General features: G+C 63.8%; 13 protein-coding genes. 4 read left to right on the top strand and 9 right to left on the bottom strand.

Annotated elements, in window-relative coordinates; genetic code table 11:
- Position 1 precedes the first annotated feature (1 nt).
- The 4 genes from IG122_RS03660 to eno all read right to left on the bottom strand — a co-directional run bounded on the left by IG122_RS03660 (position 2) and on the right by eno (position 4,471).
- The gene (locus tag IG122_RS03660; protein WP_193180562.1) at positions 2 to 1,375 is read right to left on the bottom strand and encodes a pyruvate dehydrogenase complex E1 component subunit beta; all 1,374 of its coding nucleotides are present in this window, start codon (positions 1,373 to 1,375) and stop codon (positions 2 to 4) included.
- A 54-nt stretch (positions 1,376 to 1,429) separates the two neighbouring features.
- Positions 1,430 to 2,473 carry a pyruvate dehydrogenase (acetyl-transferring) E1 component subunit alpha gene (gene pdhA / locus IG122_RS03655; protein ID WP_193180560.1) on the bottom strand — a complete coding sequence of 348 codons (1,044 nt, stop codon included), beginning with the start codon at positions 2,471 to 2,473 and terminating at the stop codon, positions 1,430 to 1,432.
- Between the two features lie 153 nt (positions 2,474 to 2,626).
- Entirely contained in the window at positions 2,627 to 3,022 is a 396-nt protein-coding gene (locus tag IG122_RS03650; RefSeq protein ID WP_193180558.1) for an FtsB family cell division protein, read from the bottom strand.
- Between the two features lie 165 nt (positions 3,023 to 3,187).
- On the bottom strand, positions 3,188 to 4,471 hold the full coding sequence (eno, locus tag IG122_RS03645; protein WP_193180556.1) for a phosphopyruvate hydratase: 1,284 nt from the start codon (positions 4,469 to 4,471) through the stop codon (positions 3,188 to 3,190).
- A gap of 163 nt (positions 4,472 to 4,634) precedes the next feature.
- Here eno and IG122_RS03640 point away from each other — a divergent pair, with 163 nt between their 5' ends.
- The 4 genes from IG122_RS03640 to IG122_RS03625 all read left to right on the top strand — a co-directional run bounded on the left by IG122_RS03640 (position 4,635) and on the right by IG122_RS03625 (position 7,687).
- Positions 4,635 to 5,108: a cupin domain-containing protein gene (locus IG122_RS03640; protein ID WP_193180554.1), complete on the top strand. Its 474-nt coding sequence runs from the start codon at positions 4,635 to 4,637 to the stop codon at positions 5,106 to 5,108.
- A gap of 197 nt (positions 5,109 to 5,305) precedes the next feature.
- Positions 5,306 to 5,743: a glyoxalase superfamily protein gene (locus tag IG122_RS03635; protein WP_193180553.1), complete on the top strand. Its 438-nt coding sequence runs from the start codon at positions 5,306 to 5,308 to the stop codon at positions 5,741 to 5,743.
- A 161-nt stretch (positions 5,744 to 5,904) separates the two neighbouring features.
- Positions 5,905 to 6,678, top strand: coding sequence for an HpcH/HpaI aldolase family protein (locus IG122_RS03630; protein ID WP_193180552.1), 774 nt, complete (start codon positions 5,905 to 5,907; stop codon positions 6,676 to 6,678).
- A gap of 31 nt (positions 6,679 to 6,709) precedes the next feature.
- Positions 6,710 to 7,687 (top strand): 2-hydroxyacid dehydrogenase, encoded by a 978-nt coding sequence (locus tag IG122_RS03625; RefSeq protein ID WP_193180551.1) that lies wholly within the window; start codon positions 6,710 to 6,712, stop codon positions 7,685 to 7,687.
- A gap of 127 nt (positions 7,688 to 7,814) precedes the next feature.
- On the opposite strand, the gene IG122_RS03620 is transcribed toward IG122_RS03625, so the two are convergent.
- The 5 genes from IG122_RS03620 to tpiA form a co-directional block, all read right to left on the bottom strand.
- A complete protein-coding gene (locus tag IG122_RS03620; protein WP_193180550.1) occupies positions 7,815 to 9,221 on the bottom strand; it encodes a tetratricopeptide repeat protein in 1,407 nt (468 codons plus the stop codon).
- Positions 9,222 to 9,242: 21 nt separating this feature from the next.
- Positions 9,243 to 10,085 carry a 3-deoxy-8-phosphooctulonate synthase gene (kdsA, locus tag IG122_RS03615; RefSeq protein WP_193180549.1) on the bottom strand — a complete coding sequence of 281 codons (843 nt, stop codon included), beginning with the start codon at positions 10,083 to 10,085 and terminating at the stop codon, positions 9,243 to 9,245.
- Positions 10,086 to 10,106: 21 nt separating this feature from the next.
- Positions 10,107 to 11,741, bottom strand: a complete 1,635-nt coding sequence (locus IG122_RS03610; protein WP_193180548.1) for a CTP synthase — start codon at positions 11,739 to 11,741, stop codon at positions 10,107 to 10,109.
- Between the two features lie 103 nt (positions 11,742 to 11,844).
- Entirely contained in the window at positions 11,845 to 12,162 is a 318-nt protein-coding gene (gene secG, locus IG122_RS03605) for a preprotein translocase subunit SecG (RefSeq protein ID WP_193180546.1), read from the bottom strand.
- Between the two features lie 121 nt (positions 12,163 to 12,283).
- Positions 12,284 to 13,030, bottom strand: coding sequence for a triose-phosphate isomerase (tpiA, locus tag IG122_RS03600; protein WP_193180544.1), 747 nt, complete (start codon positions 13,028 to 13,030; stop codon positions 12,284 to 12,286).
- Positions 13,031 to 13,179 lie beyond the last annotated feature (149 nt).

Below are 13,179 nucleotides of genomic sequence, written 5' to 3'. Positions count from 1 at the left end.
CTCAGGCGCGGTAGCAGACGGATTTCGCCGCCTCGACGATATTGGCGGCTTGCGGTACGGCAAGCGCCTCGAGATTGGCCGCGTAGGGCATCGGCACGTCCGCGCCCGAAACCCGCGCGACCGGCGCGTCCAGATAGTCGAAGGCCTGCTCCATCATGAGCGCCGCGATCTCCGAGCCGATGCCGCAGGTCGCCCAGCCCTCCTCGCAGGTGACAAGGCGGTTGGTCTTCCTCAGCGAATCGACGATGGTCTCGGTATCAAGCGGGCGGATCGTCCGCAGGTCGATGACCTCGGCGCTGATCCCCTCTTCCGCCAGCTTCTCCGCCGCCTGCAGCGCCTTGCCGACCATGATCGAGAAGGCGGTGATGGTGACGTCCGTGCCTTCGCGCACGACCTTGGCCTTGCCGATCGGCACGGTGAAATCCTCGCTCTCCGGCACCTCGAAGGACTGGCCGTAGAGCACCTCGTTCTCGAGGAAGATCACCGGGTTCGGGTCACGGATGGCGGATTTGAGCAGGCCCTTGGCGTCGGAAGCCGAATAGGGCGCAACCACCTTCAGGCCCGGGCAATGGGCGTACCAACTGGCATAACACTGGGAGTGCTGCGCCGCGACGCGGGCGGCGGCACCGTTCGGGCCGCGGAAGACGATCGGGCAGCCCATCTGGCCGCCGGACATGTAGAGAGTCTTGGCCGCCGAGTTGATGATGTGGTCGATCGCCTGCATGGCGAAGTTGAAAGTCATGAACTCGACGACCGGCTTCAGTCCGCCGAAGGCGGCGCCGACGGCGAGACCGGCAAAACCGTGCTCGGTGATCGGCGTGTCGATCACGCGCTTGTCGCCGAATTCCTGCAGCAGCCCCTGGGTCACCTTGTAGGCGCCCTGGTACTCGGCCACTTCCTCGCCCATCACGAAGACGCGCTCGTCGGAGCGCATCTCCTCCGCCATCGCGTCGCGCAGGGCCTCGCGGATGGTCTGGGTCTGGACCTTGTCGAAATATTTGTCCTCGTCGCTCGCCGGCGCCTTGGCGGCGGGCGCTGACGGTGCCGCGGCAGGGGCCTCTGCAGCCGGAGCCGGCGCCGGTTCCGCGGCCGGCGCTGCGGCAGGGGCAGCCTCGGGCGCGCTAGCGTCCTCGCCCTCTTCCAGCAGCACCGCGATCGGCGTGTTCACCGCGACGTTCTCAGTGCCCGCCTCGACCAGGATCTTGCCGATGACGCCCTCGTCGACCGCCTCGACCTCCATGGTCGCCTTGTCGGTCTCGATCTCAGCGATGACGTCTCCAGCGGAGACCGTGTCGCCCTCCTTGACCATCCAGGTCGCCAGCTTGCCTTCCGTCATGGTCGGCGACAGGGCCGGCATCAGGATCTGTACGCTCATTCTCTTTCCCTCCCGCGGTCCGCGCGCGATGCGGCGCGGCGCCCACGCGCTGACTTATGCTTCGACCAGGATGTCCGTATAGAGCTCGGACGGATCCGGCTCCGGGCTCGATTGCGCGAAATCGGCGGCGTCGGTGACGATCGCCTTGATCTCCTTGTCGATGCCTTTCAGCTCGTCCTCGTCGACACCCATCTCCAACAGCGTCGCGCGCAGATGGTCGATCGGATCGTGCTCCTGCCGCATCTTATTGACCTCTTCCTTGGTCCGGTACTTCGCCGGATCGGACATGGAATGGCCACGATAGCGGTAGGTTTTCATTTCGAGGATGTAGGGGCCCTTGCCGGCGCGGCAGTGCTTCACCGCCTTCTCCGCCGCCTCGTGCACGGCAACGACGTCCATGCCGTCCACTTCCGCGCCCGGGATGCCATAGGCCGCGCCGCGCTGGAAGAGCGAGGTGCCGGCCGCCGCACGGGTCACGGAGGTGCCCATGGCGTATTTGTTGTTCTCGATGATGTAGATGACCGGCAGCTTCCAGAGGGACGCCATGTTGAAACTCTCGTAGACCTGCCCCTGATTGAGGGCGCCGTCTCCGAGATAGGTCAGGCTCACCTCTGTCGAGCCGTTGTACTTGTTCGCGAAGGCCAGGCCGGTGCCGATCGGAACCTGCGCCGCGACGATACCGTGGCCGCCGTAGAAATCCTTCTCGCGGCTGAACATGTGCATCGAGCCGCCCTTGCCCTTGGAGTAACCGCCGATCCGGCCGGTCAGCTCCGCCATGACGCCTTTGGCATCCATCCCGCAGGCCAGCATGTGACCGTGATCGCGGTAGCTGGTCACGACCTTGTCGCCCTTGCCGATCGCCGCCTGCATGCCGACCACGACCGCTTCCTGGCCGATATAGAGATGGCAGAACCCGCCGATCAGCCCCATGCCGTACATCTGCCCTGCCTTCTCTTCGAAACGGCGGATGAGCAGCATGTCGCGGTAATACGGAAGAAGTTCCGCGACATTGTTTTTCGGCGGGCTGCTGGTGCGGGATTTACGAGTCCGCGTGGATGCGCCGCGGCTGCCGCCAGCGGCTGACTTCGCTTGAGCCATCTCTCTCCCTTTCAACCGGAACGAGGCGTCGCTTTGACGAAACGATCTCCGCCTCACTTGGTGTCAAAAGAGAAATACTTCAAATTAACCTGATTTTCAACAGAGTTAACTTATTGAAAAATAAGGTAATTATGATAATTAACCTTATTACGGTTAATTCATATGTGAAGCTATTGAAATCGCCTGCGTTTCGACCGGCGCGGTCAGCCCATCGAGCGAAATGGCATCCTGATAACCGGCAAGGTCCTGGAGCACGAACTCGTCCCGCCCCTGATAGTTCAGGACGATGCGGGCCTGTTCCGTCAGGAGATCCCGGTCGATGCTTTCCGGATGCAGCATGGCCACCTTCTTCTCGAGTGCCTCACGGCGCTCCCGCAGGACCGCGAGACGGGCCTCGGCGGCCTCGATCTTGCTGTCAAGCGCGCGCCAGGCGTGAACGCCCCGGTCGCCCTCGACGGCATGAAAGACGAAATAGCCGAGGAGCAGGCAGCCGATGACCGGCCCTACGATATGCTTTGCGCGACGTTTGATCTCGAATGCGAGAGTCATCAGCTCCTCCGTTACGCAGGAGTGAATCACCGGCGAATCGGGCGGTCAACGTGAACGAAATGAGAACCTTGAATTTAAGGTTCCCAATCGGAACAATATGTTGCGAAAAAGACTCACCCGGAGGCTTGCACGAAGCCTCCGGGCGGGTTTGTCACGTAAAAAGTGTCAGGCGCGGGCGCCGAGACCTGCGCGGCCCGCATAGCGCGCCGCCGGGCCGAGATCTTCCTCGATCCGGATAAGCTGGTTGTACTTCGCCATACGGTCGGAGCGGGAGAGCGAACCGGTCTTGATCTGGCCCGCATTCACCGCGACGGCGAGGTCCGCGATGGTCGCGTCCTCGGTCTCGCCGGAACGGTGCGACATGACGGTGGTGTAGCCGGCCTTGTGTGCCGTCTCGCAGGTCTCCAGCGTCTCGGTCAGGGTGCCGATCTGGTTCACCTTCACCAGGATGGAATTGGCCGCGCCTTTGGCGATGCCTTCACGCAGGCGCTTCGGATTGGTCACGAAGAGGTCGTCGCCGACGATCTGGACCTTGCGGCCGATGCGGTCGGTCAGCGCCTTGAAGCCGTCCCAGTCGTCCTCGGAGAGCGCATCCTCGATGGAGACGATCGGGTAGCGGTTGCAGAGATCCTCGTAGAGATCGATCATACCGCCGCTGTCCAGGGTCTTGCCCTGCCCCGAAAGCACATACATGCCATCCTTGAAGAACTCGGTAGAAGCCGGGTCCAGCGCGATGGCGACATCCTCGCCCGGGCGGTAGCCAGCGGCCTCGATCGCGGACATGACGAAGCCGAGCGCCTCTTCCTCGCTCTTCAGGTTCGGCGCGAAGCCGCCTTCGTCGCCGACATTGGTGCTGTGGCCGGCTTCGGAGAGCTTCTTCTTCAGGGCGTGGAACACTTCCGCACCGACCCGCACGCCGTCCGCCAGGGTCTCGGCGGAGACCGGCATGATCATGAATTCCTGGAAGTCGATCGGGTTGTCAGCATGGGCGCCGCCATTGATGATGTTCATCATCGGCGTCGGCAGGATGTGCGCGAAGGCGCCGCCGATATAGCGGTAGAGCGGCATGTCGAAATCGGCGGCGGCCGCATGGGCGACGGCGAGGCTGACGCCGAGCATGGCATTGGCGCCGAGGCGCTCCTTCTTGTCGGTCCCGTCGAGATCGAGAAGAATCTGGTCAATGGCGATCTGCTCAGAAGCCTCCTGGTCGAGCAGCGCGTCGAAGATCTCGCCGTTCACCGCCTCGACCGCCTTCAGCACGCCCTTGCCGCCGTAGCGGCTCTTGTCGCCGTCGCGCAGCTCGAGCGCCTCATAGGCGCCGGTGGAGGCGCCGGACGGAACCGCGGCACGGCCCTGCGCGCCGGTCTCCAGGGTCACATCGACTTCCACGGTCGGATTGCCGCGGCTGTCGAGAATTTCACGCCCGGTGATATCGACGATGGCGCTCATGGGTTCGCTCTCCAGATAGACGATAAACGGTTCGGAAACGGCGGTTGAGCCGGCGCGCACAGGCATACTCGCGGCGGGGAAAGGTTGCAATGCCGTCGCGGAACTTTTGTGTCCCGGTGCCCAGTCTCATATGCTCCGGACACACGCGACGAGGGAGAGAGCAATGTCGAAACTCACCGGCCCGGCCTTTGATCCGATGGACGTCAAACCGCGGATCGGCAGCGGCTATCCGGAACAGTTCCAAAAAGGCTGCGAGGCGCGCGAGAAACGCCGGCTCGGCGATCATGGCGGGTTGGTTAATTTCGGCGTCAACCTGACCACCCTGCCGCCGGGACAGGGCTCCGCCATCCGTCACTGGCACACCATGCAGGACGAGTTCGTCTACGTGGTGTCCGGCGAACTGACCCTGATCACGGATGACGGCGAGCAGGTCCTGACCGCCGGAATGTGCGCCGCCTTCCCGAAGAACGTGCCCGACGGCCATTGCCTGGTGAATCGCTCCGGCGCGCCGGCAAGCTATCTCGAGATCGGCGACCGGACGCCGGGCGATGTCGGTCACTACCCGGATGTGGATCTCGTCGCGGACGGAAAGACCGGCACGTATGTCTTCACCAGCAAGAATGGAACGCCCTACTGAACACGCCTCGAGGGGCTGTTGACAACAATGCGGCATCGGCTATGGTCCGGCCCGGGTCGGGCTTACCCGCCGCTCGCGGCACTGTCACGGTGAACAGCCTCCTGCGTTGAAATGACAGAACCGATGCCTCTGGCATGCGGGAATGGCAAGGCGAGCACCATTCACATTCCGCATGTCGTGGCGATGAAAGGTTTGCCATGAACAGCGCTATATCCGCTCCCTCGATTGACGACCTGAAACTCAGTGCACGCGAGTTGCGCAACGACCTGAGCGCGATGGGCACAGAGATTTCCCATAGCGAAGCGCTGGAGCGGATTGCCCGCGACCAGGGTTTCAAGGACTGGAACGCACTTTCCGCTTCCGCCCGCCGTACCGAACCCGCGTGTCCTGTCTCGCAGGGGGATCGGGTTTCTGGCCGGTATCTCGGCCAACGCTTCATGGCCACGGTCAAGGATGTCCAATTTCTGGAAATGCCCGGTCGGTTTCGGGTGACCTTCCATTTCGACGAACCGGTCGACGTCGTGACGTTTTCCAGCTTCTCCTCTCTGCGCCAGCGGGTCAGCTGCACACTGAACGCGGACGGCCGGACGGCACAGAAGACCTCGAACGGGGAGCCGCACCTCGTGCTCGACTGAGTTCAGCCTCTGCTATGTCCCCGTCGGAACGACAGTCGGCGGGCGCGCAAGGGGACCGCTCTAGTGACTCTCGGAACCCGCCAGCGCTACCGTCTCAGCTGTAAAATCAGCGAGCATGACTGATTGCGGTCCCGCAGGCCGCGAAAACGGGAGGACGAACGATGTCGGGGATCAGGCAACGGGCAATGGCGGGCGAGCCAATCTACGGCGCCATGGTGTTCGAGTTTTTCAGCTCAGGCGTTCCGGAGATCTTCGCAAATGCCGGCTGCGAATACCTGATCTACGACATGGAGCATAACGGCGCCGGCTTCGAGACCCTGAAGAGCCAGGCCGCGATCTGCCGGGGACAGCCGATCGTGCCGATGGCCCGGGTTCCGGCAAGCGCCTACCATTTTCTCGCCCGCGCCCTCGATATCGGCATGCGCGGCGTCATGGTGCCGATGGTGGAAAGCGGCGAGCAGGCCCGCGCCATCGCCGAGGCGACACGCTATCCCCCCGTCGGACGCCGCGGCGCGGCCTTCGGGTTCGCCCATGACGGCTACAGCGGCGGCGCGCCGGCGGACAAGATCGCGGCGGCGAATTCCGAGATCACGGTGATCGCTCAGATCGAGACCGAACGCGGGCTGGAGAATGTCGAGGAGATCGCCGCCGTCGACGGGATCGACGTACTCTGGGTCGGCCAGTTCGACCTCACCAACTTCCTCGGCATTCCGGGCGATTTCGATCATCCCGCCTTCCATGACGCCGTGGCGTGGACGGTGACCACGGCGCGGAAGAACGGCAAGGGCCTCGGTTTCCTCGCGACCGACGAGAGCTGGGCGGCGCGGGCCCGCGAAATGGGCTTCAACATGGTCGCTGTCGGCACCGACCAGGGCCTGCTGATGCGCGGCGTCGCCTCCGTGATCGATGCTGCGCGCCAGGCGGACAGAAAATAAGAACAAACAAATAGCCAGGGAGTGAAATGCGATGACCTTCAAGGTCGCGACCACGCGGGATCTGATGAATGCGGCCGGCGAGCCGATTTTCGATCCGGCGCTCTTCGATCTGCTGAAAGCCAACCCCGAGATCGAATGGGAGTGGTTGCCGGAGGATGTCACGGAGATCACGCCGGACATCGCAGCGCGCTACGATGCCATTCACATCAACCTGCCGCGCGTCACCGCGGCCTCCGTCGGCGGGGACGATTGCAGGGTCAAGATCTTCGCCCGGAACGGGGTCGGCTTTGACACCGTCGATCTCGAGGCCTGTAAGGCCAAAGGAATCGCTGTCACCAACACGCCGATCGCGATCCGACGTCCGGTCGCGGTCGCCGCCCTCACCCTGATCTTCGCGCTTTCGGGCAAGCTCTTCAAAAAGGACGAGATCGTCCGGGAGGGCCGGTGGAACGCAAGGGTCGACCATATGGGGATCGGCCTCACCGGCCGCACCCTCGGCATGATCGGCGCCGGCGGTATCGGCCAGGAACTGATTCCGCTCGCCCGTCCCTTCTTCAAGGAAATCCAGGTCTACGACCCCTATGTCGAGGCGGATGTCTTCCAGTGCATCGGCGCGCGCAAGGTTGGGTTCGAGGATGTGCTCGCCGCAGCGGACTTCCTGCTGGTCGCCTGCCCGCTGAATGACGAGACCCGGCACATGATCAATGCCGACGCCTTCCGCCGGATGAAGCCGACCGCCTGTTTCGTCAATGTCGCCCGCGGTCCGATCCATGACGAGGCGGCGCTCGCCGAAGCCCTCGCCTCTGGCGAAATCGCGGCGGCGGGCCTCGACGTCACCGAACAGGAGCCGATCTCGCCGGACAGCCCTCTGCTCGCGATGGACAACACGATCATCACCCCGCACGCGCTCTGCTGGACCGACGAGTGCTTCGACGACATCGCCCGCACGGCTCTGCAGTCGATCCTCGATGTGTCGGAAGGCAAGGAGCCGGTGCATCGGGTGATTTGAGAGGAGGAGCCCAGCGCTCTCCGACAGTGGATCCCGACGTGCGTCGGGATGACGGGGAGTGTGCGCGCGGACGAACTATCCGTCGTCATCCCGATGAAAATCGGGATCCACTAGTGACGATGAGAGGTCAGTGAGCTGCGCGAAGTTCTGCCGCTTTGGCGCTGGCCTTGGACGCATCCAGCCCCGACCCGGTCAGCGCCTCGCCGTAGCGCTCCCAGCTCCAGGCGCTGTTCGGCTTCTTTGCCGTCCGCTCAGAGAGCAGCGCGCGCGCCTTTGCGGTCTCGCCGCCTTTCAGGCTGGCATCCACCAGCATTTCCTCGAACACGTCCCGCTGGGCGTGGCTGCCGCCGATCGACTGTATATCGTAGCGCACCGGCCAGATCAGGTTCACGGCCCGTGCCGGATTGCCGGAACGGATCGCGGACATCGCCTCAGCAAGCGCGAGGCCAACCTTGCGTGTGATTTCCGCCTGATTCTGATCCCGGGTCGCCTCGCTCTCGGCATAGGCACGCAGTTTCTCGATCATCTCGGCGGCCTCACTCATGCGGCCCGCGCCGAGCAGCGCCATCAGGTAATGTAGGGAGACGAAGACCAGTTCGTGATCGTCGAGATGCCTCTTGGCGAGATCGGCGAGCTGCGCCCAGCGCTCCGGACCGACCCGCATGCCATAAAGCTCGAGCCGCCAGAGCAGCGCCGCCGCATTCACCACGTCGAGATACTGGTCCGCCTCCAGATCGCTCGCGACCTGGGCATCGTAGAGCGCCATCACCTCGTCCAGCTCGTAGCGCTCGAGATGAAAGAGCGCCCGGTGCCACCAGACGTGAAAGCGGAAGTTGTGCACCGTGTTCCAGTGCGGCTCGAGCCCCTTGATCCAGTCGATCCCCTCGCGATGCCGGCCTTCCATCTCCATCACATGGGCGACGGCATGGACGGACCAGGCATCCTTCGGATCGATCTCGACGGCTTCGCGGGCGTAGCGCTCGCCCTTGCGGTAATCGCCAGCCTCTTCCAGACCGAAACCGTACATCCCGATCAGATTGCCATAGAGCGGATGCGACTTGTCCCAAGCATACATGACCCGGGCGACGCTATCCCGCATGCGGGCGCCGCTACCGGCATAAAAGTGGGCGAAATGCGCCAGCCGAAGCGCGAGCATGTCGCGCGGCGCGTCGAGCAGAATCCGCTCCCAGGCATCGGCAGCGCCCTCGATGTCGCCGGCACACCAGGCGCCGAGCGCGGCCAGGTGGCCCTTCTCCCGATCGGTCGTGTCCATGCGGGCGAAGAGCTCGGTCGCCGTCCCCAACGCCTTTTCCGCCCGCACGGACATTGCGCCTGTGCCGAAGAGCTTCATGAAGTAGCCCTTGGTCACATGCGCCAGCGGCATATCCGGATCCGCGGTCAGCGTGTCCTTCAGGCGGTCACCGACGTCGCGGGTGAAACGCACATAGCCCTCGACGGTCGAGCCGAAAGATGCCGCGGCCTCTCCGGAGGCTGCAGTGACATCGAGTCCAAGACCGTCCGAGAATACCGGCATATTTCTGCTCCCTGCAGCGCGCTATGTGAGACTGATCGGGTTCGCCTTGGCGAGACGATCGAAGGCGAGGAGAGTTTCGAGCAGCGCGCGCATTTCTGCAAGGGGGACCATGTTCGGCCCGTCGCTCGGCGCGGTATCCGGGTCCTGATGGGTCTCGATGAAGAGGCCGGCGACCCCGACCGAGGCCGCGGCCCGCGCCAGCACGGGGACGAACTCCCGCTGACCGCCGGAGCTGTTGCCGCGCCCGCCCGGCTGCTGCACGGAATGAGTCGCGTCGAAGATCACCGGATAGCCGGTCTGCGCCATCGTCGGCAGGCCGCGCATATCTGTGACCAGGGTATTGTAGCCGAAGCTCGTGCCGCGCTCGGTCAGCAGAATATTCTGGTTGCCTGCCCCCGCAATCTTTCCGACGGCAGGCGCCATGTCCCAGGGCGCGAGGAACTGGCCCTTCTTGACGTTCACCGCCTTGCCGGTCTCGGCGGCAGCGAGCAGCAGGTCGGTCTGGCGGCAGAGGAAGGCCGGGATCTGCAGGATGTCGACATATTCGGCTGCCGGCGCGCATTGCGAGGCATCGTGCACGTCGGTCAGAACCGGACAGCCGAAACGCTCGCGCACCTCGGCGAGGATCGGCAGCCCCTTCTCCATCCCGATGCCGCGCCCAGCACTGGCGCTGGTGCGGTTCGCCTTGTCGTAGGAACTCTTGTAGACGAAGCCGATGCCGAGATCCTTCGTGATCGCGGCAAGCGCCTCGGCCATCTCCATCGTGTGCTCGCGGCTCTCCATGGCGCAGGGGCCGGCGATCAGCACGAAGGGCGTGTCGTTGGAGAAGGAAACGGGTCCGACGGTGACGGTCTTCGCGATCATCTCACGCTGCTCCGGGCAAGGTTAGACGAGGCGCGACTGGGTAACCGCGGCCTCGATGAAGCTGGTGAAAAGCGGATGCGGATCGAACGGCTTCGACTTCAGTTCCGGGTGGAACTGCACACCGATGAACCAGGGATGGCTCGGCAGCTCGACGATTTCCGGCAGTTCGCCGTCCGGCGAGAGGCCGGAGAAGTGGAGACCCGCCGCTTCCAGCGCCGCCTTGTGGTTGATATTGACCTCGTAGCGGTGCCGGTGGCGTTCGCTGATCCGGTCCTTGCCGTAAATCTCACGCACCTTGGTGTTCGCAACCAGGTCGCAATCGTAAGCGCCGAGCCGCATGGTGCCGCCGAGATCGCCGTCCGCCGCGCGCTTTTCCATCTCGTTGCCGCGCACCCACTCGGTCAGGAGACCGACGACGGGCAGGTCGCAGGGGCCGAACTCGGTCGAGCCCGCGCCTTCCATCCCGGCAAGAGCGCGCGCCGCCTCGATCACCGCCATCTGCATGCCGAAACAGATGCCGAAATAGGGAATCTTGTGCTCACGCGCGAAGGTGACGGCCTTGATCTTGCCTTCCGCACCGCGTTCGCCGAAGCCGCCCGGCACCAGGATGCCATGCACGTCCTCGAGGCGGTGAATGGTGTCGTCGCGCTCGAAGATCTCGCTGTCGATCCAGTCGAGCTCGACCTTCACCTTGTTGGCGATACCGCCATGGGCGAGGGATTCCGCGAGCGACTTGTAGCTGTCGAGCAGGCTCGTGTACTTGCCGACCACGGCGATCTTCACCGTGCCTTCCGGGTTGCGCACCGTGTGGGTGATGTCGGTCCAGCGCGAGAGATCCGGTTCGGGCGTCGTCTCGTCCAGCAGCCCGAAATGGCGGCAAACTTCGACGTCGAAACCCTCGTTATGGTAGGCGACCGGGACGTGATAGATCGAATCCACGTCGAGCGCCGGGATCACCGCTTCCGGACGGATGTTGCAGAAGAGCGCGATCTTGCGCTTCTGATCGGCAGGAATCTCGTGCTCCGAACGGCATAGCAGGATGTCGGGCTGGATACCGACACTCTGCAGTTCCTTGACCGAATGCTGCGTCGGCTTGGTCTTGAGTTCGCCCGCCGAGGCGATCCACGGGACCAGCGTCAGGTGCACGAAGAGCGAGCGTTCGCGGCCGAGTTCGTTGCCGAGCTGGCGGATCGCTTCCAGGAACGGCAGGCTTTCGATGTCGCCAACCGTGCCGCCGATCTCGCAGAGCACGAAATCCTCGTCCCCGAGATTCGAGCGGCAGAATTCCTTGATCGCGTCGGTGACGTGCGGAATGACCTGGATCGTGGCGCCGAGATAGTCGCCGCGGCGCTCCCTCGAAATCACGTCCATATAAATCTGACCGGTGGTCACACTGTCGTTCTTGGTCGCCGAGACGCCCGTGAAACGCTCGTAATGGCCGAGGTCGAGATCAGTCTCCGCCCCATCATCGGTCACGAAGACCTCGCCGTGCTGATACGGACTCATGGTGCCCGGATCCACGTTCAGATAGGGATCGAGTTTACGAAGACGCACCTTGTAGCCACGCGCCTGAAGCAACGAGCCAAGGGCCGCAGAAGCGAGGCCTTTACCGAGAGATGAAACCACGCCGCCGGTGATGAAAATAAAGCGAGACATGGACCTGCGTTATATCCGAATTGATGAAGCTGACCTAATCAAAACGCACCCCTTCGCCCGCCCGATTTCGAGCGGGGCGCAAGGTACGCCGAAAACCTTAGAGTTACTGCGAGAGAGGCGCCTGCGGACCGGTCGGAGCGGCCGGTTCGGAACTCTCCTGAACCTGGTCCGCGATCGAGCCGGTCTTGTTCGTCTCGGCGAGAATCGCGAGCAGAATGCTGGTGGCGAAGAAAGCCGCTGCGAGAATCGCGGTGCTGCGGGTGAGCAGGTTGGCCGTGCCGCGGGCCGACATGAAGCCGCCCATTCCGCCGCCGCCTCCGCCGCCGATGCCGAGCCCGCCGCCTTCGCTCCGCTGCAGCAGAACGACAATGACAAGCGCGAGCGCGATCATCAGGTGAATGGCAAGCAGGACTTCGATCATCGGTCTTTCCCGGCTCTCGTCCGGCGCAAAATAGAAATCGCGCCGAGGACGGTAGAATGAATCTCGCGGGGTTGTAGCTTCCCCGCCGCGACTTGGCTAGAGCGAATTGATACCGCTGCCGTCAACCAGCAGCGGTGGCAATGGCGAGGAAATCCTCGGCCTTCAGGCTCGCACCGCCGACCAGAGCGCCGTCGACGTCGGCAAGCCCAAGGATCTCGACGGCGTTTCCGGGCTTAACGGAGCCGCCGTAGAGCAACCGGAGGGCATCCGCTCCACCGAGCATCGATGCCGCGACCTTGCGCATATGGGCATGCATGGAGGCGATGTCATCGATCGTCGGCGTGCGGCCGGTTCCGATGGCCCAGACCGGCTCGTAGGCGATCACGATCCCGGTTTCCGTCGCGCCGTCCGGAAGAGAGCCGCGAATCTGGGATTCGACCACGGCTTCCGCCTTGCCCGCATCGCGTTCCGCTTCGGTTTCGCCGACACAGACGATCGGAACCAGGCCGGCGGAGAGCGCCGCTTCCGCTTTCGCCTTTACGGTCGCATCACTCTCGTCATGGTCCGCACGGCGCTCCGAATGCCCGACGATCACATAGGACCCGCCGAGATCCTTGATCATCGCCGCCGCGACGTCGCCGGTATGGGCGCCGCTCGGCTTCATGTGACAGTCCTGTCCGCCGACCGAGACCGCGCTTCCGTGCAGCACGGCCGCGACGGGAGCGATCAAGGTCGCCGGAGGGCAAACCAGCATGTCCGCAGCGCCATCCGCGGCAAAATTCTCCGCCAGCGCGGCCGCCAGGGCCTCGCCCTCGGCGCGCAGCAGGTTCATCTTCCAGTTTCCGGCGATCAGGACGCGGCGTGTCATCTCGGTTCTTCCCTCGGCGCTGATTGAAAAGGCGGCATGGCCTTAGCACATTGGATCATAAGGTGGGGAGGCTGGATTTCACTCGGAATTGCGAGTTGCAGCACGGATCGGCCCGCTTCTATTATGCGCCTCCCCGTGAGGGGCCCCGT

Source organism: Nisaea sediminum (assembly GCF_014904705.1).
GTDB lineage: Bacteria > Pseudomonadota > Alphaproteobacteria > Thalassobaculales > Thalassobaculaceae > Nisaea > Nisaea sediminum.
This window is presented reverse-complemented; position numbering and strand designations above follow the sequence as displayed.

Excerpts from the sequence above, each read along its gene's own strand:
- IG122_RS03630 (WP_193180552.1), top strand. The coding sequence starts at position 5,905 with ATGTCGGGGATCAGGCAACGGGCAATGGCGGGCGAGCCAATCTACGGC.
- IG122_RS03650 (WP_193180558.1), bottom strand. The coding sequence starts at position 3,022 with ATGACTCTCGCATTCGAGATCAAACGTCGCGCAAAGCATATCGTAGGG.
- IG122_RS03625 (WP_193180551.1), top strand. The coding sequence starts at position 6,710 with ATGACCTTCAAGGTCGCGACCACGCGGGATCTGATGAATGCGGCCGGC.
- pdhA (WP_193180560.1), bottom strand. The coding sequence starts at position 2,473 with ATGGCTCAAGCGAAGTCAGCCGCTGGCGGCAGCCGCGGCGCATCCACG.
- IG122_RS03640 (WP_193180554.1), top strand. The coding sequence starts at position 4,635 with ATGTCGAAACTCACCGGCCCGGCCTTTGATCCGATGGACGTCAAACCG.
- IG122_RS03610 (WP_193180548.1), bottom strand. The coding sequence starts at position 11,741 with ATGTCTCGCTTTATTTTCATCACCGGCGGCGTGGTTTCATCTCTCGGT.
- kdsA (WP_193180549.1), bottom strand. The coding sequence starts at position 10,085 with ATGATCGCGAAGACCGTCACCGTCGGACCCGTTTCCTTCTCCAACGAC.
- IG122_RS03620 (WP_193180550.1), bottom strand. The coding sequence starts at position 9,221 with ATGCCGGTATTCTCGGACGGTCTTGGACTCGATGTCACTGCAGCCTCC.
- secG (WP_193180546.1), bottom strand. The coding sequence starts at position 12,162 with ATGATCGAAGTCCTGCTTGCCATTCACCTGATGATCGCGCTCGCGCTT.
- tpiA (WP_193180544.1), bottom strand. The coding sequence starts at position 13,030 with ATGACACGCCGCGTCCTGATCGCCGGAAACTGGAAGATGAACCTGCTG.
- eno (WP_193180556.1), bottom strand. The coding sequence starts at position 4,471 with ATGAGCGCCATCGTCGATATCACCGGGCGTGAAATTCTCGACAGCCGC.
- IG122_RS03635 (WP_193180553.1), top strand. The coding sequence starts at position 5,306 with ATGAACAGCGCTATATCCGCTCCCTCGATTGACGACCTGAAACTCAGT.
- IG122_RS03660 (WP_193180562.1), bottom strand. The coding sequence starts at position 1,375 with ATGAGCGTACAGATCCTGATGCCGGCCCTGTCGCCGACCATGACGGAA.